This is a genomic window from Thermophilibacter sp. ZX-H3, from assembly GCF_052599055.1.
Genome location: NZ_JBQXES010000004.1, coordinates 4,524 through 29,882, shown reverse-complemented (window position 1 = coordinate 29,882; position 25,359 = coordinate 4,524). Strand labels below are relative to the sequence as shown.

The following is a 25,359-nucleotide window of genomic DNA, read 5'->3' as shown; positions in this document are numbered from 1 at the left end:
CCTGACGCCAGCGGAACGCATCAAATCTCTCCGCGGATTTCTGGCACTTTGGGGCCCTCTGAGACCCTTGAAAGTGCCAGAAATCCGCGGAGAGATTTGATGGGCGGGAAAGGCCCGGAAGATGGTAGGCTATCGCGGGCCGTAACGAGCAGGGGAGGGCACGTGGCCGAGAAGAACCAGCTGTCTGAGAGAGACCTCGAGCGCCGCCGTCGCGTGCGCCGCGGCATCGTGGCGACGCTCGTGGGAGGGACCTTCTGGGGCCTCAACGGCACCGTCTCCAAGTGGCTCATGGACGCCTACGCCATCGACCCGCTCTGGCTCGTCTGCGTGCGCGAGCTCTCCGCATGCTGGCTCTTCCTCGCGGCCGCGGCCGCCACTTCCCGCGGGCGGGAGCAGCTCGCGGGCGTGTGGCGCCACCCGCGCGACCTCGCCGCCATCCTGGGCGTGAGCCTGGGGGCCATCCTCTTCTCGCAGGTGGCCTACCTCGAGGCCATCGACTGGACCAACTCCGCCACCGCCACGATCATGCAGAGCCTGGGCATGGTGCTCGTGCTCGCGTTCGTGTGCGTGAGCACGCGCCGCCGGCCCCGCCGCCGCGAGGCGCTCGGGGTGGTCCTTGCCCTGGTGGGGACCTACCTCGTGGCGACGGGCGGCAACCCCGGGTCGCTGAGCCTGCCGCCCGAGGGGCTCTTCTGGGGGCTCGCCTGCGCGGGGGCGGCGGCGTGCCTCTCCATCCTGCCGGCGCGCCCGATGGCGCGGTGGGGGAACTTCACGGTCAACGGGCTCGCGTTTCTCGCCTCGGGGCTCATCCTCTCCGCGGCCTATCGGCCCTGGGAGCACATGCCAGAGCTCGACGCGCTTGCGGTGGCGGTGCTCGTGGGCTGCGTCGTGGTGGGAACCTTCGGGGCGTATGCCCTCTACCTGCAGGGGGTGCACGACGCCGGCTCCATGCGCGCGAGCCTGCTCGGGACCATCGAGCCGGTCACGGCGACGGTGGCCACGGTCGCGTGGCTGGGCACGTCCTTCTCGCCCGCGGAGATCGTGGGCTTCGGCCTTATCATCGCGATGGTGTACCTCACGGCCTAGCGGGCACCCGCGCCTCGTTCATGTTGACGAGCATGCCCCCGCGCACGGATTCGAGGCCCGAGGGGCGGGTTCCGTGCGCGGGGGCATGCTGAGCCGTTCCGCGTATGGCGAGAAGAACGGGCGGGTCGCTAGATCCGCTCCATGTTGGCGAGGACGCCCGCGTACCAGTAGTCGGCGTTGGGCGGGCAGTACTTCTGCGCTCCGGCATAGGTGAGCTGGCCGCCGTAGCCCGCGGCGAGGCCGGCCACGTGGTCCCAGATGGCCTCCTCCCAGCTGTTCCAGCTCGAGCTGCCCCAGCCCCAGGCGTTGTGGGGGAGGAAGCAGTAGCGGCCCTGGGTGCTCTCGATCATCGAGATGGCGGGCGAGAAGCGCGGGTCGACGCCGTACTCCCAGGCGGCCTCGGCGAAGGTCGTGCCCTGCCCGGCGAGCGGGGAGCCCGCGAGGTAGGCGTCGATGCGGGCGGACCACTCGGCGACGAAGGCGGCCTTGTCGCTGCTCCAGTCGACGTTGCCCGCGTCGGGGGAGGAGGGCACCTCGACGGGCGCCTGGGTGCCGGACTCGGTGGTGAAGGTCACGTCCTGCTCGCCCTCGGCATCGGCGGCTGCCGCGGCCTGCGCGGCGGCCTCCGCGGCGGCGCGCTGCGCGGCCTCGATCGCGGCGCGGCGCTGGGCCTCCTCGGCGGCGGCCTGTGCGGCGATCTCAGCCTCGAGCTCGGCGCGGGCGGCGTTGGCCTGCTCGAGCGCCTCCTCGGCGCGCTGCTGCTCCTGCTCGGCCTCCTCCATCTGGGAGTTGAGCGAGAAGCGCGCCTGGTCGAGCTCCTTCATGGAGGCCTGGAGCTCCTCTATGGCGTCGTTGTTGTTGGACTGGATGACGTCGAGGTACTGGATGGTGGAGAGCAGCTGGTAGAAGTCGTCCGCGGAGAGCAGCAGGTCGATCAGGCTGCCGGAGCCCTGCTGCATCTTGTAGAGGGCGCGCAGGGAGTCCTCCGCGCGCTCCTGCTGCGCGGGCAGCTCGGCCTCGAGCTCCGCGACGCGGGCCTCGTTCTCGCCGATCTGGGCCCGGAGCTCCTCGACGCGCGCCGTGGCCTCGTCGTAGGCCTGGTTGCCCTCCTGGATCTGCTGCTGGACGCTCTGGAGCTCGCTGGTCGCGTCGGCGCGGGCCACGGCGGGCCAGGCGGCGAGCGGGATGGCGAGGGCGGCGCTCAGCGCGCCGGCGACGAGGGCGGTGCGGACGTGCTGTCGGGTGCGTGTCTCGGACGACAAGGGCAGAAACCCCCTCAGTAGGGTCCCGCGCGGCGGGCTTCACGATCACAACGTTCTTATTTTACGGTCTGGCGCCGCGTATCACCGAACCTTCATCACTTGGTTGAGGGTTTGGGCCGGCGCGCGGCACCCCGTGACATGGCTCGCCCCGCAGGTCGGGGGCCTGCGGGGCGAGGGAGGCTCGTGGGCGCGCCGCGCCCGGGGGGGTGCGGACGCGGCGGCGTGACTACTTGATGACGAGGGTGTCGCACTCGGTGTTGCGCGTGAGGAAGGTGGAGATGGAGCCGAGGATCGCGTACTTGATCGAGGAGAGGCCGCGCGCCCCGCAGATCACGAGGTCGGGGTTGATGACGTCGAGCATCTCGTCCTTGATGGTCTCGCGGATCCTGCCGGCGCGGACGATGACCTCGACCTTCTTGATGCTCGGGTTGGCCTCGGCGGCGCGCACCTTGGCGTCGATGGACTCGCGGAACGCCTTCTCGAGCGAGGGCACGACGTCCACCGGGAAGGTGCCAGCGGCCTCGAGCGCCGTCGAGTCGATGACGTGGCCGATGTAGAGCTCCGCGTTGTCGTTCGCCGCGAGCAGGATGGCGCGGTCGAGCACCTTGTCCTGCTGGTCGGAGCCGTCCAGGGAGACGAAGATCCTGTCGTAGCCGAGGTCTTCATAGGTTTGGGCTGCGGTGTCGGCCATGGTGGCTCCTTTCCTCTTCCGCGGGCTCTGTGCTGCGGGTTGCCTCTCTTATGCCCGTTGTTCCGCAGGCGTGAGGTTCTTCTCGCCAAACGGCGTAGTTTTTCGGTGGCGGCCGCGTTGCCCCGCCCCTCCGGGCGCCCTCGGGCGAAAATAGGTCCGGTCCAAATCGAGTGGGAAGGTTAAACCGTGGATCTTATCGAGCTCGTCAAGGCGGCGGTCTTCGGCTTCGTGGAGGGCGTGACCGAGTGGCTGCCCATCTCCTCGACCGGTCACATGCTGCTGCTCAACCAGTTCCTCACGCTGGACGTCTCCGAGGACTTCTGGAACATGTTCCTCGTGGTCATCCAGCTCGGCGCCATCCTTGCCGTCTGCGTGGTCTTCTTCGGGAAGCTGAACCCGTTCTCCCGGAAGAAGGACGTCTTCGAGCGTCGCGCCACCTGGACGCTCTGGGCCAAGACGGTCGTGGCGTGCGTGCCGGCCGCCGTCATCGGCATCCCCATCGACGACTGGATGGAGGCCAACCTGGGGAGCCCGTTCGTGATCGCGGCCGCGCTCATCGTGTACGGCATCACGTTCATCGTGATCGAGACCGTGCGCGAGCGCCGCGCCTCCGAGCTCGCCGCGCAGGGCCCGCGCGGAGGAAGGCACTTCGCCGCGCCCGAGCTGCCCGAGGGCGCCGGCGCGCCGGCCCTCGCGGACGCCGAGGCGCGCATCCAGACCGTCGACGACATCGACTGGAAGACCGCCATCGGCATCGGCCTCTTCCAGGTGCTCTCGATCGTGCCCGGCACCTCGCGCTCCGGCTCCACGATCATCGGAGGCCTCCTGCTCGGCTGCTCGCGCACCGCGGTGGCGGAGTTCACGTTCTTCCTCGCCATCCCCGTGATGTTCGGCGCGAGCGCGCTGCGCCTCGTGAAGTACTTCCTCGCCGGCAACATGTTCTCCGGCACCGAGGCGGCGGTCCTCGGCGTGGGCTGCGCCGTGGCCTTCGTGGTCTCCATCGCGGTCATCCGCTTCCTCATGGGCTTCGTGCGCCGGCACGACTTCAAGCCCTTCGGCTGGTATCGCATCGTGCTCGGCGCGGCCGTGATCGCATGGTTCGCGCTCGTGGGATAGGAGGCGGCGTGAGGGGGAGTCGCATGGCGAGAAGGACGCTCGCCTCGGCGCTGGCGCTGGCGCTCGCGCTGGCCGCCGCCGGCGTGCCCCGCGTCGCGCGGGCGCAGGACGACGCCGAGCCCGTCGCCGTGGTCGAGGAGGCCCCGGCCGCCGAGGCCCCGGCCACCGACACGCCCGCCGCCGAGGCCCCGGCCTACTCGGCCGACGAGCCGCCCGCGCTCTCGTCCCCGGTGGCGCTGCTCGTGGACCGCGACACCGGCTACGTGCTCTTTGAGCAGGGGGCCGACGAGCAGCGCACCCCGGCGTCGATCACCAAGATCCTCACGGCCCTCGTGGTGCTCGAGAACGCGAGCCTCGACGACGTGGTGACCGTCGAGGAGGGCGACTTCGAGCACGTGACCGCCGAGAGCACGACGGCGGGGCTCAAGGCGGGGGACGTCCTCACGGTGCGAGACCTTCTCGCGGGGCTCCTCCTGCCGTCCGGCAACGACGCCGCGTACGTGCTCGCCCGCGCGGTGGGCGGCGACTGGCAGACCTTCGTGGGGATGATGAACGAGAAGGCGACGTCGCTCGGCTGCACCTCGACGCACTTCTCGGACCCGTGCGGCCTGGCCGAGGACAACCACTACACCACCGCGCGCGACCTCGTGACCATCTTCGAGGCCGTGATGGCCTACCCCGCGTTCCAGGAGATCGCGGGGAGCACCACCTGGGAGATGCCCGCGACGGGGGAGAACCCGACGCGCACGATCACGACCACGGACCTGCTGCTCGACCCCGAGAGCCCCGTCTACATGGGCGACGTCGTCGTGGCGGGCAAGACGGGCTTCACGTATGACGCCGGCAAGTGCCTCATCGTGGCCGCCGAGAAGGACGGCATGCGTCTGGCCGCCGTCGTCCTCGGCGGGTCGGACGAGGAGGACGCCGACGGCGTGACCCCCAACTACTACGACATGCGCTCCCTGCTCGAGTGGGGCTTCGGCGCGTGGGAGACGGGCGAGGTCGTGTCCGCGGGGGACGTGGTCGCCTCCGCGGAGGTGACGCTCTCCTCCGACGGCGACGAGGTGGGCGCGCGCTCTGACGACGCGATCGTCACCACGTTCCCGCGCGGGACGACGATCGCCGACCTCACCGTCGAGCCCTCGTGGGAGGGGGCGTTCCAGGCCCCCATCGAGAAGGGGGACTCGCTCGGGGAGGCCGCCATCTCGCTCGACGGTCGCACGCTCGGGACGGTTCGCGTCTCCGCGGAGAGCGCGATGGAGCTCTCGCTCGTGGACTACGCCATCTGGTGGGTCAGCTCCGACCCCGTCCACATGGGCATCGTGGCGGGCGTCGTCGTGGCGGTCTTCGTGGTGATCGGGCTTGTCTCGGCCGCGGCGGGCAGGAGGCGCCGCCGGCGCGACCAGTTCACCATCGCGGTGGGCGAGCGGCGCACCATCGCTCCCGGCCCGGGCGGCCAGCGCCTGAAGCCGCCCTCGGCAAAGAGCGGCAAGCACTTCAAGTGACGGGGCAGGAGGAGCCATGACCCGCATACTCTTCGTCTGCCACGGCAACATCTGCCGCTCGACGATGGCGCAGTTCGTGATGGAGGAGCTCGTCAGGCTCGCCGGGCGAGGGGACGAGTTTCTCGTTGACTCCGCCGCGACGAGCTCGGAGGAGCTGGGGAACCCGCCGCACCACGGCACGGTGGCCAAGCTGCGCGCGGAGGGCGTGCCCGTAGGTCGCCACCGCGCCCGGCGCGTGACCCGCGACGAGTACCCCGACTGGGACCACATCGTCTATATGGATGCGGAGAACGCCCGGGGGCTCTCGCGCATTCTCGGCGGGGACCCGGACGGCAAGGTGAGCCGCCTGCTCGACTGGACCTCACGGCCCGGCGACGTGGCCGACCCCTGGTACACTGGGGACTTTGACGCCACGTATCGGGACGTCCTGGAGGGCTGCGAGGCCCTGCTGGCCGCGTTGTAGGGGATGAGGGGCGCGTAGGCGGAATCCTGATGCCGCATAACCCGACATTTTTGCCGGTTTTCTCGCAAATTTGTCAGGTTATGCGACCTTGCGATTCTATGAGTTGGGATGCAGTCGCCTGCAGGGGCCGTGCGGCGACTCGTGAAAAGCGACGGGAGGGTGACGCAATGGCGGGATGTCGGGGCCTGTCCGTGGTGCGCGGCCTTGCCGCCTCGGTGCTCGTGTCGAGGCTGCTGCCGGCCGTCCTGGGCCATCAGCCCGATGCGGGCCACGAGGAGCTGGGCCCATACCTGGGCGGCGGGGGAGACGCGCGCGTGCGTGAGATGTCCCCCGGCGTGAGCGCCCACGAGGGCGAGGTGCTCGAATGGGACCGCGCCGAGGAGGCCAACCGCACGTGGCGCTGGCTCCAGGCGCAGCCGCAGGGCTTCGAGCGCGTGGAGGCCGCCTCGGACGACGGCACGCGCCTCGTGGGACATGCGCTCGCGTGCCACCCTGGCTCCGCGCGGTGGCTGCTCTTCGTCCACGGCTACCACGACAACTGGCGCACCGGGCTCACCTATGCGCGCCGCTATGCGGAGGCGGGCTTCAACCTGCTCTTCGTGGACCTGCGCGCGCATGGGGAGTCCGGCGGCGACTGGGTGGGCGCCGGCTGGCTCGACCGCCGCGACCTCATGGCGTGGTGCCGCTGGGTGGTGGCCCGGGCGGGGGAGGGCGCGCGCGTGGCGCTCGCCGGCATCTCGATGGGTGCCGCCTCGTGCCTCATGGCCTGCGGCGAGAAGGACCTGCCGCCCCAGGTCCGCGCCTGCGTGGCGGACTCCGGCTACACGGACTTCTGGCGCACGGCGGAAAACGTCGTGGAGACGGGCTCGCTCGGCACGCCGCCTGCCGCGGCTCACCCGCTCGTTGACGTGGCGCGGCGTCGGCTCATGAGGGCGCGTGGCGGCTATGATCTTCAGCTCGCGCGACCGATGGACGCCCTGGCCCGCACGAGGGTGCCGGTCCTGATAATCCACGGCGAGGCCGACCGCGTGGTGCCCGCGTACATGGCCCGCGAGCTCGCCGCGTCGGGCGACGGCCACCAGCTGGAGCTCTTCCCCGGAGCGGGTCACTGCTGTGCGGTCTTTGCCGACCCGGAGCGCTACTGGGGCTGCGTACTCGGGTTCCTCGGGCGCTGGATGTAGCTGCGTCGGCGGCCCCGCGGGCGACTCTGCCGCGTTTGCTCGTGCAAACTCGGGTTGAGTCGTGGGGGTCGTGGGACTCGAGTACCCTCTGACCTGCTGAAACTCAGAACTGGCTGCCTCAGAGTCCGGTTTTCTCGCCACGTTTGCTCGTGCAAACTCCAATAGGGCGTCCTGCCGATGGGATATCCGGCCCCATTGCCGGGGCGCTTAGCCGAGAAGGAGCGCCAGCCCCACGAGCGCTGCGAGGAACGCCACGTTCATGATCGTGAACCGCAGCAGGTACGCGCCCGCGGTGCCCGCCCCCTCGGCGATGACCTGCTTGTAGGAGATGAGGCTCGCCATCGACGCGATGAGCGTGCCCAGGCCGCCGATGTTGGTGCCCACGATGAGGGCGGGCCAGGCGGAGCTGAAGCCGGAGAGCAGGAGCGCCGCCGGGACGTTGGAGACCACCTGGCTCGCCGCGACGGAGGCGATCAGCTCGTTTCCGGAGACGAGCGACGAGAGCAGGCTGTCCACCGCGCCCACGCGCCCGACGTTGCCCACGAAGACGAAGAACGCAACAAAGGTGAGAAGCAGCCCGTAGTCGACCTCGCGCAGGGCATCCCGGTCGGCGACCAGCGTCACGGCCACCACGATGGCGAGAAGCGCCGGCACGGGGAGCACGCGCGCGACGGCGAGCAGGCTCAGCGCGAAGAGCGCCGCCCACGGGGCGACGGAGCGCCTGCGCACGCGACCCGCCGCGAGCTCCCGCGCCGCAGGGAGGGCGTGGTCGCCGCCCCTGACGGGCAGGCCGTGGCGATATGCGCCGTAGGCGAGGACGCAGGCGACGAGCAGCACGGCGGAGAGCAGCGCGTAGGGGAGCATGAGGCCCACGAACTCGCCGACGCCCATCCCGGAGGCGGAGTAGAGGTAGAGGTTCTGCGGGTTGCCGATCGGCGTGAGCATGCTGCCGAGGTTCGCCGCGATGGTCATCATGACCACGGTGAAGACTGAGGCGTCGGCAATCCCGAGCATGCGCAGGACGAGCAGGCCAAACGGCACGAAGGCGATGAGGGAGACGTCGTTGGTGACGAGCATGCTCGCGAGGAAGGGGAGAAGGACGAGCCCCATCACGACGCCGGTGCCCGAGCTCAGCCGCGCCACGAGCGCCCGCCCCGCCGCCTGGAAGACCCCGGCCCGGGAGAGGCCGGCCATCGTGGTCATGAGGCAGAAGAGCAGGCCGAGGGTCCGGAAGTCCACGTACTCGAGGTAGCCGGCATCGGGCGGCACGAGCGCGCAGGACGCGACGGCGAGCACGGCCGCCGCCGCGAGCACCGGGTCGCGGCGTACGAGTTCCAAGACCTGTGACATGGGGTGACGCTCCTTCTTTCGAAAATGCCCGAGATAGTGTAAGCGATGTGGCCTGACGGGGGCGGCGGCGCCCGTCGCACCCTGAGACAAAGAAGTTTCGCCCTGGAATAGTTGCGTTCAGGAATAGTTGCTACCGTTAACCGACGGATAGTTACCGCTGACAACTATCTGATTGCCCCCTTAATAGTTAATAACGACAATCAAAATCGTCGAAAGGGCGTAGGCAGGACGCCTAGGACGTCAAATCGAGGAGAGAGGGAGCTGCTATGAGGTATCTGCTTCTGGTAAGCCACGGGACGTTCGCGCCGGGGCTGCACAGCGTGCTCGACATGCTGGTGGGCAAGCGCGAGGACATCCTGAGCTGCAGCCTGCGCGACGGCGAGGGCGCAGACGAGTACGTCGCCGAGCTGGAGAAGGTCGTTGCGCCGATCGGCGAGGGCGACGAGGTCATCGTCATGGGCGACATCATCGGCGGGTCCCCCCTCACCAATGCCCTCAACGTGCTCGCCGGCCGCGGGCTTCTCGCCCACACGCGCGCCTTCGGCGGCGTGAGCCTGCCGATGGCGCTCACCGCGGCCTTTGACCTCCAGTCCGATGACCCGACCGACCTTTGCGCCTCCGCGCTCTCCGAGGGCCTGGCGGCCATGCGCGAGGTCGAGCTCGACCTCGGCGGGGATGACGAGGACGAGGAACTCTAGCGAGAAGCGCGGCGGGCCATCCGTCGCCTGAGAGAAGGAGAAGAACATGGCAGTTTCGTTCGTTCGCATCGACGACCGCATGATCCACGGTCAGACCGTCACGCGCTGGGCGGTTGAGTACCCCTGCGACGGCATCATCGCCGTCAACGACGCCGCGGCGTCCAACCCGGTGCTCAAGAGCGCCTACAAGAGCGCCGCGCCCGACAAGAAGACCTTCGTCTGGACGATGGAGCACTTCAAGGAGAAGGCCCAGACCGTCCTCGACAGCAAGACGCGCTACTTCCTCATCACCAAGAACCCGCTCGACATGGCCGAGATCCTCGTGAACTTCGGATTTGTGCCGGGAGACGTCAAGACCGTCATCGTGGGACCCTGCAACGATCGCCCCGGCACCACCAAGCTGGGCAACAACCAGTCCATCACGCAGGAGGAGGCGCAGGCCTTCGAGAGCATCTCCAAGGCAGGCTACACCGTCGACTTCCGCCTGATCCCCGACAAGGGCATCGGCACCTGGGACAAGTTCCGCGGGCAGTTCGGCTTCTAGCTCGTTGCACTGCGTGGCGGGCCGTCCGGGGGTCCGCCGCGAGAATAGCAATCGCCCCGAGAGGGGCATAGCACGGGAAAGGTGGTTCATATGGAAATCAACGTGTTCCAGGCGGCTCTGCTGGGACTGTTCGCCTGCCTGGCATCGATGCCCGGCCTCGGCGGCACGTCCATCGGCAACTACACGCTCGGACGTCCGCTCGTGGCCGGCCTGGTGGTCGGCATCATCCTGGGCGACATCACGCTCGGCATCATCGTGGGCATGGCCATTCAGGTCGTCTACATCGCCCTCGTCACCCCGGGCGGCACCGTCTCCGCTGACGTCCGCGCGGCCTGCTACATCGGCATCCCGCTGGCCATGATCGCCATCAAGGGCAACCCGGCGCTCGCCGCCGACCCCTCCGGTGCCGACGCGGCGGCCCTCGCCACGACCCTCGGCGCCACCTGCGGCACCCTCGGCGCCATCCTCTTCTACGGCACCGCGACGGTCAACCTCGCCTGGCAGGCCATGGGCTGGAAGTGGCTCGAGAAGGGCGACACCCACAAGCTCTATCTCGTGGACATGGTCCTGCCCTGGATCTCCCACATCATCTGCTCGTTCATCCCCACCTTCGTGATCGTCTACTTCGGCGGCGACATGGTGACCACGCTGCTCAACAGCCTCCCCATGGACGGCATCCCCATGAAGACCCTCTTCGCCGTGGGCTCGCTGCTTCCCTGCGTCGGTATCGCCATCCTGCTCAAGCAGGTCATCACCAAGGCCACTGACTTCCTGCCGTTCTTCTTCGGCTTCACGCTCGCGGCGGTCATGGGCGCCAACCTCATCGCCTGCTCCGCCATCGCCTGCTTCTTCGCGCTCATCAAGTTCGAGCTCTCCAAGATCGAGTCCAGGCTCGACAAGGTGGGCACCGCGGGCGCCATCACCGCTTCCGTCGACGACGAGGATGAGGAGGATATCTAATGGCTGACAACACCACCGCGGCCCAGGGCCGCAAGGTCTCCAAGAAGGCCCTCACCAAGTCCTTCCACAACTGGTACTACGGCAACCTCACCTGCTTCTCGCAGGAGCACATGCAGACCTTCGGCTACCTGGTCTCCATGCTGCCGATCGTGGAGGATCTCTACGACAACAAGGACGACCAGACCCAGGCCCTCCAGACCTACTCCGCGTTCTTCAACACCGAGCCCCAGATCGGCTCCATGATCGTCGGCGTGACCGTCGGCCTCGAGGAGGCCCGCGCCAACGGCCAGCCCATCGACGACGACACCATCAACGGCATCCGCGCCGGCCTCATGGGCCCGCTCGCCGGCATCGGCGACTCCCTCATCGTCGGCACGCTCATCCCGATCCTGCTCGGCATCGCCATGGGCCTCGCCGAGGGCGGCAACCCGCTCGGCCCGATCTTCTACATCGTGGTCTGGAACCTGCTCGCCTACTTCGGCATGCGCTTCGCGTACTTCCGCGGCTACAAGCTCGGCGGCGACGCGGTCGAGGCCCTCGTCGGCCCCGACGCGACGGCCCTGCGCGAGGCCATCGTCCTCGTGGGCACCATGGTCATCGGCGCCGTTGCGGCCACGTGGGTCTCCATCTCCACGGCGCTCCAGCTCCCCGGCGGCGGCACGCTCCAGGGCACGTTCGACGGCATCTATCCCAAGCTGCTGCCCCTGATCTTCACCGTGTTCTGCTGGTGGCTCATGGCCAAGAAGAAGGTCAGCCCCATCATCACGATGCTGATCCTGCTTGCCATCGCCTTCGTCGGCGCCTGCGTCGGCTTCTTCGGCGCCGCCACGATTGCCACGGCCGCGTAAGGCCCGCGCGACCGCACGCAAGCTCGATACCCTCCTTCAAAGCCCGGGCCGCGGAATCTCCCCTGCGGCCCGGGCGCGTCTCTAGAGATGAGGAACCCTCATGGCACTCGACACCTCCAACTGGACCCGCGACGACCTCATCCGCGAGGCCAGGCTCCAGACCGACGCCATCCAGCGCCTGAACGTGTGGCTGCGCATCGGCTACTCGCTCGTCGCCGCCGGCTTCATCGTCGGCTACTGGGGCTTCTATGGCGGAGGAGGGACGGGCTTCGGCGTGCTGGGCGTTGCCCTTCTCGTCGTGGGGGCGCTCGTCTCGGTGGTCCTCAAGGTGGGGACGACCAACGCCAAGAAGAACGTGAGGAACATCCTTGCGGCTGCCGGCGTGGACCTCGACGAGTGGGCGCGCGAGCACGGGAGGAGCAAGGGCGGCGAGAAGAACGCGAAAGGCGAGAAGAACGGCGGAAAGGCCAGGTAACCACGGCGGTTGCTGCCTGGCCCACTAATTTGGCGAAACACTGGAAAGGAGATGCTTGACATGGATTCAGCAATGCGGCCCGCACGGTTGGCGGTGATTCTGGGGACGGTCTGTGCCCTAGGCGCCGGCGCACCGGCGATCGCCCTTGCGGCGGAGTCGCCGGCTCCCGTCGTTGCGCGGCAGGATGCCGGGGCGTCCGACTTGACGACGCTCACGCAGTTCGTGAGCGCAAGCGGGGGCACGGTCACCTGCGAGGACGGGACGGTGGACGTCTCGCGTCGCGACGGCGACCACTTTGCCATGCTCGAGGGCGGAAAGGCCTACCAAAGCCTGGACTACCAGGCCGACGTGCAGGTGACCGACGGCATATCCGCCGCGCTCGTCGTGGGGGCGACAAACGCGGCGGAGCCGGGAAGCGGCACGTGGTACGGCTTCAACTTCAACAACGAGAGCGCCGACCAGCGCGTACGCCTCTTCCGCGTGAATGATAGCATGGACCTGATAACGTTCCCACAGAATCAGGTTGATTCCGCGGGTCTTGACACGACGGGCACGGTCCACCTGAGGGTCCAGATTGACGAGACGGGCCTCTGCAGGGTGACGGCATCCGATGCCGCGGGCCACGAGGTCAGCGGATCGGCCACCATCCAGGGCTGGCAGGGAGGCTGCGTGGGGCTTCTCACCTTCAATTCCGCGGCGACGTTCTCCAACGTGACCATCAGCGAGGACGCCGGGCTCGAGCTGCCCGACCCGGATGTCCCCGAGGAGGGAGACGGCTTTGAGACCAGTCTCTCGGGTGACTACACGATGTTCGGCAACGGCCAGACGGTCGAGACGGCGGATGGGCTGTGGGTCGCATCCTCGGGTGGCGACTACATGGTTCGCTGGCAGGACGAGGCGGCATCCCTTGGTGACATGGTCTACTCAGCGGACGTGTCCTTCGAGAGCGCCGACGTGGACGGCGCCGCGTCGCTCGTGCTTCACAGCGACGAGGGCGACCTCGGTGCCATGCAGTCCTACGTGGCCAACATCAACCCCAAGACGGGCGAGTGCCGCCTGTTCAAGTTCGAGCAGACCGCCAACGAGGGGCGCATCGCATACGACATGCTGTCCCCCATCCAGCTTGGCGCGAGCGTCTCTGACGCCTTCCACCTGAGCGTCACGACCATCGGCAAGCACATGGTCTTCTCGGTGTCCTACGAGGACGCCGAGGGCAACGCCGTTACCAAGACGGCGAGCACGGCGGACTACACCCTGGGCACCGAGGCCAACAACGAAGAGGTCTACGCGCATTATGGGCAGAACACCGCCCTGCGCGAGGGGTACTGCGGCCTGCTCTCGTTCAACGCTGCCGTAACCTATCAGAACGTGACGGCCACGCCGCTCACCGAGGGCAACACCCCGCAGCTCACGAGCCTCAACATCACGGGCGATGCGGTTGACATGCCCTTTGCGTTCCAGGACACGGCTTACGTGTACGTGGGATACGTGCGGAACTCGGCCGATAGCGTGAACATCGCGTATGAGACGACCAACGCGGATGCGCGCGTGAGCGTGGCCGACGAGGCGGGAAACGTTTACGAGCCTGAGGGCGGGATCGTGAGTGTTCCCGTGACCGACCGCGGGACCGATGCGCGCAACGAGGGCCTCAACCAGTACACCCTCACCGTCGAGGATTCCGAGACGGGCGCCGTTGCCGTCTACCAGCTGCGCGTCTTCTGCGAGGGGCCGGACGACACGTATTACTACGAGGACCAGCGCGACCAGTTCCACTACAGCGTCAAGAACGGCTGGGGCAATGACCCGTGCGGCCTTGTGAGGACCTCCGACGGCGTGTACCACTTCTACTACCAGGCCTATACCGACACCGACTGGGGTCCCATGCACTGGGGTTACGCTACGAGCACCGACCTCGTGCACTGGGAGGAGCAGCCGATCGCCCTCTACCCGGACGAGTACGGCGCGCAGTTCTCCGGCTGCGGCGTGTACGCCGACCACTCCACGGCGCCTGAGATCTTTGCCGAGGGCGAGGAGGGCATGGTCTTCATCGTCACGGCCAACGGACGGGCGGGGCAGGACGGCAAGCAGCGCCTGACGCTCGCCTATGCCACCTACGACCGGAGTACCCAGACCATGGGCGCTTACCAGAAGTACGACGACGTTCTTCTCGACTACAGCACCGACGACATCATCACGCCCGCCGACGGCGCCTTCCGCGACCCCAAGGTCTTCCGCTTCGACAACAAGTGGTTCCTTATCGTGGCCGGCGGCCCCGTGCGCTTCTACTCCTCCGACGACCTCGTTCACTGGAAGGGCGAGAGCTATCTCAACGAGCCGGGGACCGAGAACCACGTGTACACCGAGTGCCCCGATCTCTACCCTGTTAAGGCCGAGGACGGCACCGTCAAGTGGATTCTCTCCCGCGGCGGTACGAGCTACAAGGTCGGCGAGTTCAAGAATGTGGTCTCCACCAACGTCGAGGGCGGCCAGTACGCCTTCGTGCAGGACGAGGGTACGCCCGACTACACGATGAACTTCGGGCGCGACGCCTACGCCGCCATGACCTACTTCAACGCGGGCAGCGACTTCGGCACGTCGGGCAGCGTTAAATGTCCGGAGCTTGTTGCCATGAACTGGATGAACACCTGGGACTACAACAAGCTCGTTCAGAATACCGGCAACTGGCGCTTCAACGGTACCTACAACCTTCCCGTCAAGCTGGGCCTCACCCAGGACTCAGACGACGCGTACCGGCTCACGCAGGATCCGGTCGACAGCCTCGATGACCTGCGCGACGAGAGCGGCAAGGTGACCGTTGACGGGCTGAAGCTCGGCGAAGACGATGCGGTGACCCCGATCGATTTCAACGGAACCTCCTACGAGATCGAGGCTACGTTCACGCCCGGGAAGGGCGAGCAGCCTACCGTGGGCTTTGACGTGCGTGTGGGCGCAGGTCAGAAGACGCGCGTTTCCTACGACTTTGCCACGGACACCATCACGCTCGACCGCAGCGAGTCCGGCTCCATCCTGAACGATGCGTTCGCCCAGCCGCGTTCGCAGGCAAACGTCGACCACAACGAGGACGGATCCGTGACCCTGCACGTGTATGTGGACCGCATGAGCATCGAGGTGTTCACCGGCGACTACGTTGCCGCCGGAGCCAACCAGATCTTCCCGTCGCCGCTTGCTGACGGGCTGCAGGCGTTCAGCGAGAACGGCACCGCCACGCTCGATGCGACGGTGTATCCGCTCGAGACCATCTGGGGCGACGAGCAGACGGGCAACCCGAGCTCCTCTGCCCAGAGCATCGGTCTTTCTCGCGACACGGTGACGGGCTACGCGGGCACCACGGCGGACATCAGCGCGTGGGTGTCTCCCGCCGCTGCTCCGCAGGACCTGACGATCACCTCGAGCGATCCTTCCGTCGCATCTGCCGAGCAGACCGAGGGCGGGCTGCGCGTGACGTGCAACGCCCGCGGTACCGCCACGATCACCGTGGCGAGCAAGAGCGACCCGAACGTGAGCCGCGATATCACGGTGAGCGTGTACGAGGGCGAGCTCCGGACCAACGTCGCAGGCGTTTCTCGACCGACGGGCGCATTCTACGTCGACGGCTCGGTGCTCCACGTGAACGGCATGGGCGCTAACAGCTTCCTGTTCTCGAGCGAGAAGTACCCGGTGGACGGCCTGACGTACGAGATTGACGTCCACCACAAGACCGGCCTGGAGAACCTCATCTTCGGCAGCCAGGTGCAGGATGCCTACCAGGGCTGCTATGCCATCCAGCTCGACGGCGCGGGCAAGATTCGCCTGTTCGATTTCAAGGGCGACAAGACGCTCTACCAGGACGACCACGCGGTTGAGGTTGACCCCGAGGGCAACTACCACGTGAAGATCTCGGTGGAGGGCAAGACCATCAAGGTCGAGATCAACGGTAAGCAGTACCTTGATTACACCCTCCAGGAAGGCGATCCCGACTACACCGATACCGAGGGCTACGTTGCCATCGGCATGTGGGACTCCGACCAGACCACCTTCGAGAACTTCTACGTGGGCGGCTCGGCAACCGAGGGACCCACTCAGGACCTTCAGGGCGCCATCGACGAGGTGAGCGAGAAGGTCGAGGGGCTCGACGCCTCCGACTACACCGCAGAATCGTGGGCGGCGCTCCAGAATGCGCTGGAGGAGGCCCGGGCTCTGCTGGCGGACAAGAACGCGACCTCCGCGGACATGGCAGCGGCGGCACAGTCCGTCAGGGATGCCTTCGCGGCGCTGGAGCGGGCCGACACGGGTGAGGAGCCCGGCGACGACCAGAAGCCCGGCGACGACGACCAGCAGCCCGGCGACGACCAGCTGCCCGGCGGCGACCAGCGGCCCGGCGGCGATGAGGGCCAGCGGCCTGGCGGCACGGGCTCCGAGGACAAGGGCGGCACCCATCAGGCGTCTGGCGGCTCCGGCAGGGTCCCCGACACCGGTGACGCCACGGTCGCCGTGGGCGGCATCGCGGCGCTCGGTGCCGTGACCGCGGGCGCGGGCGTCCTTCTCGGCAGGTCCAAGAGGAAGTAGCGAGGTCGGGGCGTCCTTCTGGGGCGCCCCGGCTTGCCGGCTGGCGCGCGGGACTGATGCCCGCGCGCCGCGGCCGGCCCGCGCCTGGGGGCCCATGCGGCGCCCGGACGCGAGCATGGCCGAAGGGCACCACGGCAAGGAGGAGATCATGGCATACGACAGGCATCCGACCATCCGCGTGCCCGGGCACCGGGCGATCGTGGGCTACGACGACCTTCTCGTCGAGCTCTCCGCGCGCGTGGAGAGGGTCCGCTCTCGGAACGGCGGGCGTTGCGTCCTGGTGTGCGACTCCTATCCCGGCGTTCGGGACGACGAGGTCATCTCGCAGATGTCGCGCCTGCACCCGGACGTGATGGTGGACACGCGGACGCTCTTTCCCGAGCCCGCCGAACTCACGCGCCGCATGGTGCCCTTCCTGACGGACGACCGGGTCTTCGGTCGCATGTGCTTCGGCGAGCTCGAGGAGTTCATGGACGCCCGCGCCCTTCTCGCCGCGCGCTGGTGCGTCGAGGGCGTGAGCGGCCTCGTGCTCGTCTGCGGCTTCGGGGCGGCGCTCGTGCACCCCGGTGACGTGCTCGTCTACCTGGACGTGACACGCTGGGAGATTCAGCTGCGCTATCGAGCCGGCATGCCCAACTACGGCTGCGACAACGGGGATGAGGACGTGCTGCGCAAGGTCAAGCGCGGCTACTTCGTGGAGTGGCGCCTCGCGGACCGGCACAAGGCGCGCCTGCTCGAGCGGGCGGACTATGTGGTGGGGACCGATGAGCGTGACCTGCCGCGCGCCATGGACGGGGAGGCCTTCCGAGCCGCCCTCGACGTGGCGTCCAGCCGCCCCTTCAGGACCGAGCCCTACTTCGACCCGGGCGTCTGGGGCGGCCAGTGGATGCGCGAGCACTTTGGGCTGCCCGCGGACGCGCCCAACTACGCCTGGTCCTTCGACGGCGTGCCGGAGGAGAACGCGCTCGCCTTCGAGCTGGACGGCGGCGTCGTGCGCCTGCCCGCCATGGACCTCACGCTCCTGCGCCCGCGCGCCCTTCTTGGCGAGGGCGTCTACGCGCGCTATGGGGCGGAGTTCCCCATTCGCTTTGACCTGCTCGACACCATGGGCGGGCAGAACCTGAGCCTGCAGGTCCACCCCACGACGGACTACATCCGCCGGGAGTTCGGCATGGCCTACACGCAGGACGAGAGCTACTACATCCTGGACGCGGAGGAGGGGGCGTGTGTCTACCTGGGCCTTCACGAGGGGGTGGACCCGGGGGAGATGATGGCCGCGCTCGAGGACGCCAACGCCGGAGGAGCCCCCTTCGATGCTGAGCGCTACGTCAACCGCATCCCGGCACGGCCGCACGACCACTTCCTCATCCCGGCGGGCACGGTCCACTGCTCGGGTGCGAGGACGATGGTGCTGGAGATCAGCGCCACGCCGTACCTCTTCACCTTCAAGCTCTGGGACTGGGGCCGGCTCGGCCTTGACGGGCGTCCCCGCCCGGTGCACCTGGCTCATGGGGGCAAGGTCATCCGCTGGGACCGCACGACCGGGTGGGTGGAGAAGAACCTCGTCAACCGCGCACATGACGTCGACGAGCCCAGCGGCGCCGACCGCGTGGAGGTGACGGGCCTGCATGAGCTAGAGCCCATCCTGTGCCGGCGCTACACGGTGGCGCCCGGCGGCTCGGCACTTCTGGACACGCGGGAGACGCTCAACGTGCTCAACCTGGTGGCGGGCGCGGAGGCGCTGGTCAGGAGTCCCGAGGGCGCCTTCGAGCCCCTGAGGGTGCACCATGCAGAGACCTTCATCGTTCCGGCCTCGGTGGGCGCCTATGAGGTTCGGCCCGCAGACGGCTGCGAGGGTCCAATCATGTTCGTGCGCGCGAGCGTGCGGGGGACGGAAGGTGGTCACAATGACGAAGAGGCCTGATGACGGGCGAGAAGAGCGAGGGCGCAGCCTGCCCGCCGCCGTGTTCAGCGACGTTGACGGGACGCTGCTCGACGCGTCGCATCGCGTGAGCCCTCGGACGGCCGCGGCGGCGAGGGAGCTTGAGGCGCGCGGAATCCCGCTCGTGCTCGTCTCCGCGCGCATGCCCGAGGCGCTCGACCAGATTCGCCGCGAGCTCGGCAACGTGGGGCCCGTCGTGTGCTATGGGGGCGCCTACGTGCTCGATGCCGCCGGGGCGGAGCTCCTGAGCAGGCCCATCGCGCTCGGGTGCGCGCTCGAGGTGCGTGACTACGTGGTCTGCGCCCTGCCGGACGTCTGCTGTATGGCGTATGGCTATCACACGTGGGTGACGTCGGACCGCTCGGACCCGCGCGTGGCGCGCGAGGAGCGCATCGTGGGCGTGGAGTCCGTCGAGGGGACGCTCGAGGAGCACTTCTCGGAGCGGGGCCTCCACAAGTTCCTCCTCGTGGGGGAGCCGGCCTCGGTGGAGCGGGCGGAGCGCGAGCTGGGCGCGGCGTTCCCCAACCTCGCCGTGGTGCGCTCGTCACCCATCCTCTGCGAGGTAATGGACGGCCGCGTGAGCAAGGCCGAGGGGGTCGAGGCCGTCTGCCGGCATCTGGGGGTGAGCGCCGCGGACGCGGACGCCTTTGGCGACGGCCGCAATGACATCGACATGCTGCGCGCGGTGGGGGAGAGCTGGGCCATGGCAAACGCGCCCGCCGAGGTGCGCGACGCAGCGTCGCGGGTGACGGCGCTCGACAACGACCACGACGGCCTCGCCGAGACAATCTTCTCACTTATTTGAAAGAGGTGAATAGAATGCGGGGCGCGGGGAAAGTTGCTACTATTAATCAGTCAGAGGATGTGTTTGGCGTGGCCGTAGCGCCGCGCTTCGATGAAGGGGCCCGCTGCAGGCAGATGGACTACGAGGACGCTGCAAAGAAGCTCATCATGTACTCCCGGGGGGTCGCCAAGGGCTCCATCGGGACGGCATACGGCATGTCGATGGGTGAGGACCCGGTGCTCGAGTACGTCTCGCGCCAGGACGAGGCGATGACGCCCTCCGAGCTTGCCAAGACGCTCGGGTACACGCGGCCGCGCATGACCCGCATCATCGACTCGCTCGAGGAGAAGGGCTACGTGGTCCGCGAGCAGGACAAGGAGGACCGGCGCCGCGTGCTCGTCTACTGCACCGACGAGGGCCGCCGCCACGCCCACGACCACAGCTCCGATGGTGTATCGAGCCTTGCCGCCACGCTGAGCAAGATGGGGGAGCACGATGCCCGCGAGCTGCTGCGCGGCCTCGAGATCGCCTACAGCCTCACCTACGACAAGGACGACATCCTCGGCGGCGTCAAGAAGCACAAGTAGCCGACCTGGCGGATGCTGACAAAGGCGTCAGGGCAGTTTGTCATGTTTTTCATGACAAACTGCCCTGACGCCTTTGTCGGCATTTGTCGGGTAGCCAGATCCCGGCAATTGCCGTCCGGTCATGCCGCTACACTCGTAGGGCACGCAGTCACCGAGAAGAACGTGGGGGCTTCATGACCCAGAACCAGCAGACCCTCTTTTCGCCGATGCCCGCCCCGGCCTCGGCACCCGTCATCGACCTCAACGGCCTCAACCCGGCCCAGCGCGAGGCGGTTGAGTGCACGCGCGGCCCGCTGCTCGTGCTCGCGGGCGCGGGCTCGGGCAAGACGCGCGTGCTCACGGTGCGCATCGCGCACATGATCGCGGACGAGGGCGTGAGGCCCTGGCAGGTCCTGGCCATCACGTTCACCAACAAGGCCGCCGCCGAGATGCGCGAGCGCCTGGAGGCCCTGCTCCCGTACGGCACGCGCGGCATGTGGGTCTGCACCTTCCACGCCATGTGCGTGCGGATGCTGCGCGAGGACCCGGAGCTCATCGGGTATCGCCCCAACTTCACCATCTACGATGACGACGACTCGCGCCGCCTGGTCAAGACCATCATGGCGGACCTGGACATCGACCAGAAGCAGTTCCCGATGAACTCAATCCGCGCCAAGATCTCCTCCGCCAAGAACGCGATGGTGGGGCCGGACGAGATGGCGAGCTCCTCCAACCCGGCGGACCGCGCCGCCGCGCGCGTGTACCGCGAGCTGGACCACCGCCTCGCCAAGGCCAACGCGATGGACTTCGACGACCTGCTGGTCAAGACCTTCGAGCTGCTCTCCAAGCGCCCGGAGGTCCTGGAGCGCTACCAGGACCGCTTCCGCCAGATCAGCGTGGACGAGTACCAGGACACCAACCACGTCCAGTACGCGATCACCAACCTTTTGGCCGCGCGCTATCGCAACCTCATGGTCGTGGGCGACGACGACCAGTCCATCTACTCCTGGCGTGGCGCGGACATCCAGAACATCCTGGACTTCGAGAAGGACTACCCGGACGCCCACGTGGTGCGCCTCGAGCAGAACTACCGCTCCACGGGCCACATCCTGGCGGCGGCCAACGCCGTGGTGGCCAACAACTCCCGCCGCAAGCCCAAGCGCCTCTTCACCGACGCGGGGGACGGCGAGAAGATCCGCGTGTTCCAGGCCTCCGACGAGCGCGACGAGGGCCGCTGGATCGGCTCCGAGATCGAGAAGCTCCACGACGGCGGCACGAGCTACGACGACATGGCCGTCTTCTACCGAACCAATGCCCAGTCGCGCATCCTCGAGGACATGTTCCTGCGCGCGGGCGTACCGTACAAGATCGTGGGCGGCACGCGCTTCTTCGACCGCGCCGAGGTCCGCGACGTCATGGCCTACCTCAAGCTCGTCGTGAACCCGGACGACGACGTGGCGGCGCTTCGCGTGGTCAACACGCCGCGGCGCGGCATCGGCACCACTTCCATCAACAAGATTCGCGAGCTCGCCGCCGACGAGGGCATCTCGTTCTTCTCGGCCTGCGAGCTGGCGATCGCCGAGACGGGCCTTCTGGGCGCGAAGGTGCGCTCGGCGCTTGCGGAGTTCACGGGCGTCATCGAGGCGGGTCGCCACTTCACGGGCGAGCTCGCCGACGTGGTTGACGCGATCGTGGACCGCTCCGGCCTCATCCGCGCCCTCGAGGCGGAGCACTCCGTGGAGGCGGACGGCCGCATAGAGAACATCCGCGAGTTCATGGGCGTCGCCGCCGAGTTCGACGAGACGCACGACACGGTGGAAACGCTCGAGTCCCTGGCCCAGCTGCGGGCCGCGGGCGCCCTCGACCAAGACCTTCCTGCCAGCGCGGCGGCTGCCGGCGCGGTCGAGGTCGGCGCGCAGGGCCAGCCCGCGGGCAGGGAGTCCTCCGGATCCGAAGGCCTCGCTGCGGCCGCCCCGCCCGCCGTGGGCGACTTCGCGCAGCGTGAGCCGGAGGCGGGCGGGGCGGCCGCAGCGAGGCCCCCCGTCGCCTCCGAGAAGCTCCCGGCCCTGATAGAGTGGCTGGCCCTGCGCTCCGACCTCGACTCCCTCGCCGGCCAGACGCATGCCATCACCATGATGACCATTCACTCGGCCAAGGGCCTGGAGTTCCCCGTGGTCTTCGTCGCCGGCATGGAGGAGGGCATCTTCCCGCACACCTCCTACGAGGGCGACCCCGCGGCCGTGGAGGAGGAGCGGCGCCTGGCCTACGTGGCCATCACGCGCGCCCGCAAGAAGCTCTACCTCACGCACGCCGCCACGCGCCGCACGTACGGCTCCGTGCAGGCCAACCCGCCGAGCCGCTTCCTGAACGAGATCCCCGCCGCCGACATCGAGCGGACGGGCGTGGGCTCCTCGGGCTTCACCGGCGTGGGCTGGGAGAAGCGCGGGGACCGTCATGGCACCTTCGGCAGCGGGCGCGGCTCCTCGGTCTACGGCGGCAACGTCTTCGGCTCGCGCACGCGCTCCACGGGCGTGGCCCCCAAGGCGTCGTCCTTCTCGGCCCCCCGCGCCGCCGCGCCGGCGCGCCCCGCGCCCTCCACGTCCTTCTCGGCAGGCGACAAGGTCTCCCACAAGACCTTCGGCCCCGGTACGGTGCTCTCCGTCTCCGGAGACACGATCGAGGTCAAGTTCACGCGCACCGGCAAGACCAAGAAGCTCCTCAAGGGCTTCGCCCCGCTCGTCAAGATCGAGGGGTGACGCGTAGGGGCATCCCCTTCGCGTCACGCATGCGTTCGCATAAATTCTGCGGCATCTGCTGTTGATTTATGCGAACGCATATATTAGCCTTCAATTGGCGGATATTTACGTGTACGCATAAGTTGAGGTGGCTATGACTCGGTTGGCAAACGTCGGGGAGCTCGCTTCCCTGATTCGTTTTGAGCGGAGGAGGCAGGGGATTACGCAGGCTGAACTTGCGGGACTTTCGGGCGTCGGTGTCACGTTTCTCTCCCAGCTCGAGAACGGTAAGGAGAGCGCCGAGGTGGGAAAGGTCCTGAGCGTGTTGACGATGCTGGGAATAGATCTTGTGGCAGAGCCGAGGGGGTAGCATGTCGGGCTATTCCGTCTACAGGCTGGAGCAGAGGTCTCCGGTTCTTGTGGGCACCCTTGGAGAGCTGGGAGACGCCTTCTCGTATGATTCTGGCTACCTCGCTCGGGCCGATGCCAGGCCGCTCTCGCTCTCACTCCCCCTCGGGGAGGGGAAGTTTGGCCTCGTCGAGATCCGACCCTATTTCGAGGGCCTTCTCGCTGAGGGGCAGACGCGGGTTGCCCTTGCCGCCCAGCTCGGGCTTGCCGAGGAGGACTGGCTGGGCCTCCTTGTTGCCTGTGGGAGGGAGTGCATCGGCGACGTCCTCATCTGTGATTCCGCCCGTCTGCCAGGGGAGAGCGGAGATGGATACGTCCCGCTTGACGCGGGCGAGCTGAGGGAGATGTTCCTGAGCGACGCGGAGACCGCGCGGGAGAACGTCACGACGCGCCTCTCCCTTGCCGGCACCCAGTCCAAGACGGCCCTGGCGCACATGCCCGGATCTCCCATCGGCACCGGATGGCTGCGTCCCGTTGGCCTCTCGGCGAGCACGCACATCCTCAAGACAAGCCATCTGCGCGGCCTCCCCGAGGTTGAGTACCTCTGTATGTCCGCCGCGGCGTTCTGTGGGATGACGGTTTCCCAAACTGCCCTGCTCGACGTTGGCAATCCGGTGCTTGCCATCGAGAGGTTTGACCGGCGCACCTTGGTCGTGGAAGGCGGGCTCGTGGTGGACAGGCTTCATCAGGAGGACGTGGCACAGGCGGTCGGAGTCACGGGCGGCTCAAAGTATGCCGAGCTTGAGGGGGGAAGCGTTCATGCCATGGCGGACCTGCTTCGGATGCGCAGCGTCAGGCCCGCTCGCGACGTGGCGTCCCTGGCCCAGATGGTCTGCCTCACGTTTCTGGTCGGCAACTGCGACGCGCATCTGAAGAACTACTCAATCACGCATGACGGGCCGGCGCGCGATGGAGGGGCGATCGTTAGCCTCGCGCCCGCATATGATGTCGTGAGCACCACGTTCTTTCCCCATCACCCCAGAAGGCTTGCCATGCGAATCGGGGATGCGCGGACGGTTGACGAGGTGACCGCCGACAGCTTCCGCGCGCTCGCCGCCGATTTGGGCATCAGGGACTCCGCGCTCAGACGTCTGGCGAGCCCTCTCGTCGAAGGGCTTGTCGAGGGCGTCCGACGTGCCGGGGAGGGGGAGTTTGGCGATGTGCTCGAGTCGACCCCCTACGTTGCGGATGACCTTATCGAAAACATGATGCCCCGCGTGGGGGTGCTGAGCGAGTATTGTTCGGGAAGAAGGGCATGACGGACTGAGGGGGAGACACGATGGAGCACCTACTGGGCCTCGACGCGGGCGGGTGGCTCGACAAGGGCGTGACCCTGGTTGCCGCCGTGATGATCGCCTGGCTGGTCGAGCGGGTGGTCATGCGGCTCATGCACAAGCTGCTCGACGCCTCGGACCTGCCGAGCGCCTCGCTCTTCATCAACATCGGGCGCGCCCTCATCTGGGTGCTCGCGCTCCTCAGCGTCATGAGGCCGGTCTTCGGCGTGGATCCGGCGGGCTTCGTCGCGGCGCTCGGCGTCGTGTCCATCGCGGTCTCGCTCGGCATGCAGGACACGATCTCCAACATCATCGGCGGCATCAGCCTCATGCTGAGCAAGGCGGTCCAGCCCGGCGACTACATCTCCGTGGGGGACGTGACCGGCGAGGTCACCGACGTCACGTGGCGCAGCACCACCGTCATGATGCGCGGCGGCGCCCAGGAGGTCATCCCCAACTCGGTGCTCTCCAAGACCGCGCTCACGCGCATCACGCCCTGGAGCGTGGGCTACTGCGGGGTGCCCATCGCCGTGGTGCCGGGAGCGGACCTCAATGCCGTGGCGGACGAGTGCTGCCGCGTGGCGGCGAGCGAGCTCGCGGACCTGCTCGACCCCGCCTTCGAGACCGACGTGATCTTCTCGGCCTTCACCGCCTACGGCACGCAGGGCGAGGTCAGGCTGCACGTCAAGACCGACGTGGTCTTCTCCACGGCGCAGGACCGCCTGGCCCGCGCGCTCTCCGGGCGGCCCTGGCTCGCGAGCGCGGTGTAGGGCGCGCGGCGGGACCGCCGCCCCCGGAAAGCGTCGCCAAACCCCCGCGGACCGGTCGTGCGGGGGATTGGCGACGGTTCTTCTCGCCCAAGCGTTGTCTTTTCCTCACACGGCCCATCCCCCCGGTGAAGGAGG

21 protein-coding genes are annotated in these 25,359 nt (G+C 67.9%); 18 read left to right on the top strand and 3 right to left on the bottom strand.

The window, feature by feature from the left end:
* Nucleotides 1-162: 162 nt before the first annotated feature.
* A complete protein-coding gene (locus ACULPM_RS02675) occupies nt 163-1,086 on the top strand; it encodes a DMT family transporter (RefSeq protein WP_445331777.1) in 924 nt (307 codons plus the stop codon).
* Between the two features lie 128 nt (nt 1,087-1,214).
* Here ACULPM_RS02675 and ACULPM_RS02670 read toward each other — a convergent pair whose 3' ends face one another.
* Together ACULPM_RS02670 and ACULPM_RS02665 are read right to left on the bottom strand one after the other, a co-directional pair.
* Entirely contained in the window at nt 1,215-2,348 is a 1,134-nt protein-coding gene (locus tag ACULPM_RS02670; RefSeq protein ID WP_445331778.1) for a coiled-coil domain-containing protein, read from the bottom strand.
* A 226-nt stretch (nt 2,349-2,574) separates the two neighbouring features.
* Complete coding sequence (locus ACULPM_RS02665; protein WP_075278767.1) at nt 2,575-3,039, bottom strand: universal stress protein; 465 nt, start codon at nt 3,037-3,039, stop codon at nt 2,575-2,577.
* A gap of 186 nt (nt 3,040-3,225) precedes the next feature.
* Between ACULPM_RS02665 and ACULPM_RS02660 the strand changes: the two genes are divergently transcribed.
* The 4 genes from ACULPM_RS02660 (at nt 3,226) to ACULPM_RS02645 (ending at nt 7,304) form a co-directional block, all read left to right on the top strand.
* Nucleotides 3,226-4,155: an undecaprenyl-diphosphate phosphatase gene (locus tag ACULPM_RS02660; RefSeq protein ID WP_445331779.1), complete on the top strand. Its 930-nt coding sequence runs from the start codon at nt 3,226-3,228 to the stop codon at nt 4,153-4,155.
* 8 nt (nt 4,156-4,163) lie between these two features.
* A complete protein-coding gene (locus ACULPM_RS02655) occupies nt 4,164-5,660 on the top strand; it encodes a D-alanyl-D-alanine carboxypeptidase family protein (protein WP_445331780.1) in 1,497 nt (498 codons plus the stop codon).
* Between the two features lie 16 nt (nt 5,661-5,676).
* Nucleotides 5,677-6,123, top strand: coding sequence for a low molecular weight protein-tyrosine-phosphatase (locus ACULPM_RS02650; RefSeq protein WP_445331781.1), 447 nt, complete (start codon nt 5,677-5,679; stop codon nt 6,121-6,123).
* 167 nt (nt 6,124-6,290) lie between these two features.
* Nucleotides 6,291-7,304 carry an alpha/beta hydrolase gene (locus ACULPM_RS02645; RefSeq protein ID WP_445331782.1) on the top strand — a complete coding sequence of 338 codons (1,014 nt, stop codon included), beginning with the start codon at nt 6,291-6,293 and terminating at the stop codon, nt 7,302-7,304.
* Between the two features lie 207 nt (nt 7,305-7,511).
* On the opposite strand, the gene ACULPM_RS02640 is transcribed toward ACULPM_RS02645, so the two are convergent.
* Nucleotides 7,512-8,654, bottom strand: a complete 1,143-nt coding sequence (locus ACULPM_RS02640; protein ID WP_167929960.1) for an SLC13 family permease — start codon at nt 8,652-8,654, stop codon at nt 7,512-7,514.
* A gap of 266 nt (nt 8,655-8,920) precedes the next feature.
* Here ACULPM_RS02640 and ACULPM_RS02635 point away from each other — a divergent pair, with 266 nt between their 5' ends.
* The 13 genes from ACULPM_RS02635 (at nt 8,921) to ACULPM_RS02575 (ending at nt 25,224) form a co-directional block, all read left to right on the top strand.
* Complete coding sequence (locus ACULPM_RS02635; protein WP_167929959.1) at nt 8,921-9,352, top strand: PTS sugar transporter subunit IIA; 432 nt, start codon at nt 8,921-8,923, stop codon at nt 9,350-9,352.
* Between the two features lie 46 nt (nt 9,353-9,398).
* Complete coding sequence (locus tag ACULPM_RS02630; protein ID WP_167929958.1) at nt 9,399-9,896, top strand: PTS system mannose/fructose/N-acetylgalactosamine-transporter subunit IIB; 498 nt, start codon at nt 9,399-9,401, stop codon at nt 9,894-9,896.
* A gap of 90 nt (nt 9,897-9,986) precedes the next feature.
* Nucleotides 9,987-10,856: a PTS mannose/fructose/sorbose/N-acetylgalactosamine transporter subunit IIC gene (locus ACULPM_RS02625; protein WP_167929957.1), complete on the top strand. Its 870-nt coding sequence runs from the start codon at nt 9,987-9,989 to the stop codon at nt 10,854-10,856.
* The gene (locus tag ACULPM_RS02620; RefSeq protein ID WP_167929956.1) at nt 10,856-11,704 is read left to right on the top strand and encodes a PTS system mannose/fructose/sorbose family transporter subunit IID; all 849 of its coding nucleotides are present in this window, start codon (nt 10,856-10,858) and stop codon (nt 11,702-11,704) included. Before ACULPM_RS02625 ends, ACULPM_RS02620 begins: the two co-directional genes overlap by 1 nt.
* A 100-nt stretch (nt 11,705-11,804) precedes the next feature.
* Complete coding sequence (locus ACULPM_RS02615) at nt 11,805-12,179, top strand: hypothetical protein (RefSeq protein ID WP_167929955.1); 375 nt, start codon at nt 11,805-11,807, stop codon at nt 12,177-12,179.
* 60 nt (nt 12,180-12,239) lie between these two features.
* A complete protein-coding gene (locus ACULPM_RS02610) occupies nt 12,240-16,745 on the top strand; it encodes a GH32 C-terminal domain-containing protein (RefSeq protein WP_445331783.1) in 4,506 nt (1,501 codons plus the stop codon).
* Nucleotides 16,746-16,893: 148 nt separating this feature from the next.
* Complete coding sequence (locus ACULPM_RS02605; RefSeq protein ID WP_167929953.1) at nt 16,894-18,669, top strand: class I mannose-6-phosphate isomerase; 1,776 nt, start codon at nt 16,894-16,896, stop codon at nt 18,667-18,669.
* A complete protein-coding gene (locus tag ACULPM_RS02600) occupies nt 18,653-19,492 on the top strand; it encodes a Cof-type HAD-IIB family hydrolase (RefSeq protein ID WP_445331784.1) in 840 nt (279 codons plus the stop codon). Before ACULPM_RS02605 ends, ACULPM_RS02600 begins: the two co-directional genes overlap by 17 nt.
* A 113-nt stretch (nt 19,493-19,605) precedes the next feature.
* Entirely contained in the window at nt 19,606-20,058 is a 453-nt protein-coding gene (locus tag ACULPM_RS02595) for a MarR family winged helix-turn-helix transcriptional regulator (protein WP_167929951.1), read from the top strand.
* A gap of 173 nt (nt 20,059-20,231) precedes the next feature.
* Nucleotides 20,232-22,793 (top strand): ATP-dependent helicase, encoded by a 2,562-nt coding sequence (locus ACULPM_RS02590; protein ID WP_167929950.1) that lies wholly within the window; start codon nt 20,232-20,234, stop codon nt 22,791-22,793.
* 133 nt (nt 22,794-22,926) lie between these two features.
* Nucleotides 22,927-23,142 carry a helix-turn-helix domain-containing protein gene (locus tag ACULPM_RS02585; protein ID WP_167929949.1) on the top strand — a complete coding sequence of 72 codons (216 nt, stop codon included), beginning with the start codon at nt 22,927-22,929 and terminating at the stop codon, nt 23,140-23,142.
* 1 nt (nt 23,143) lies between these two features.
* Nucleotides 23,144-24,439: a HipA domain-containing protein gene (locus tag ACULPM_RS02580; protein WP_445331785.1), complete on the top strand. Its 1,296-nt coding sequence runs from the start codon at nt 23,144-23,146 to the stop codon at nt 24,437-24,439.
* 20 nt (nt 24,440-24,459) lie between these two features.
* Nucleotides 24,460-25,224: a mechanosensitive ion channel family protein gene (locus ACULPM_RS02575; protein WP_445331786.1), complete on the top strand. Its 765-nt coding sequence runs from the start codon at nt 24,460-24,462 to the stop codon at nt 25,222-25,224.
* Nucleotides 25,225-25,359 lie beyond the last annotated feature (135 nt).

Excerpts from the sequence above, each read along its gene's own strand:
- ACULPM_RS02665 (WP_075278767.1), bottom strand. The coding sequence starts at position 3,039 with ATGGCCGACACCGCAGCCCAAACCTATGAAGACCTCGGCTACGACAGG.
- ACULPM_RS02650 (WP_445331781.1), top strand. The coding sequence starts at position 5,677 with ATGACCCGCATACTCTTCGTCTGCCACGGCAACATCTGCCGCTCGACG.
- ACULPM_RS02645 (WP_445331782.1), top strand. The coding sequence starts at position 6,291 with ATGGCGGGATGTCGGGGCCTGTCCGTGGTGCGCGGCCTTGCCGCCTCG.
- ACULPM_RS02640 (WP_167929960.1), bottom strand. The coding sequence starts at position 8,654 with ATGTCACAGGTCTTGGAACTCGTACGCCGCGACCCGGTGCTCGCGGCG.
- ACULPM_RS02635 (WP_167929959.1), top strand. The coding sequence starts at position 8,921 with ATGAGGTATCTGCTTCTGGTAAGCCACGGGACGTTCGCGCCGGGGCTG.
- ACULPM_RS02630 (WP_167929958.1), top strand. The coding sequence starts at position 9,399 with ATGGCAGTTTCGTTCGTTCGCATCGACGACCGCATGATCCACGGTCAG.
- ACULPM_RS02625 (WP_167929957.1), top strand. The coding sequence starts at position 9,987 with ATGGAAATCAACGTGTTCCAGGCGGCTCTGCTGGGACTGTTCGCCTGC.
- ACULPM_RS02620 (WP_167929956.1), top strand. The coding sequence starts at position 10,856 with ATGGCTGACAACACCACCGCGGCCCAGGGCCGCAAGGTCTCCAAGAAG.
- ACULPM_RS02615 (WP_167929955.1), top strand. The coding sequence starts at position 11,805 with ATGGCACTCGACACCTCCAACTGGACCCGCGACGACCTCATCCGCGAG.
- ACULPM_RS02610 (WP_445331783.1), top strand. The coding sequence starts at position 12,240 with ATGGATTCAGCAATGCGGCCCGCACGGTTGGCGGTGATTCTGGGGACG.
- ACULPM_RS02605 (WP_167929953.1), top strand. The coding sequence starts at position 16,894 with ATGGCATACGACAGGCATCCGACCATCCGCGTGCCCGGGCACCGGGCG.
- ACULPM_RS02600 (WP_445331784.1), top strand. The coding sequence starts at position 18,653 with ATGACGAAGAGGCCTGATGACGGGCGAGAAGAGCGAGGGCGCAGCCTG.
- ACULPM_RS02595 (WP_167929951.1), top strand. The coding sequence starts at position 19,606 with ATGGACTACGAGGACGCTGCAAAGAAGCTCATCATGTACTCCCGGGGG.
- ACULPM_RS02590 (WP_167929950.1), top strand. The coding sequence starts at position 20,232 with ATGACCCAGAACCAGCAGACCCTCTTTTCGCCGATGCCCGCCCCGGCC.
- ACULPM_RS02585 (WP_167929949.1), top strand. The coding sequence starts at position 22,927 with ATGACTCGGTTGGCAAACGTCGGGGAGCTCGCTTCCCTGATTCGTTTT.
- ACULPM_RS02580 (WP_445331785.1), top strand. The coding sequence starts at position 23,144 with ATGTCGGGCTATTCCGTCTACAGGCTGGAGCAGAGGTCTCCGGTTCTT.
- ACULPM_RS02575 (WP_445331786.1), top strand. The coding sequence starts at position 24,460 with ATGGAGCACCTACTGGGCCTCGACGCGGGCGGGTGGCTCGACAAGGGC.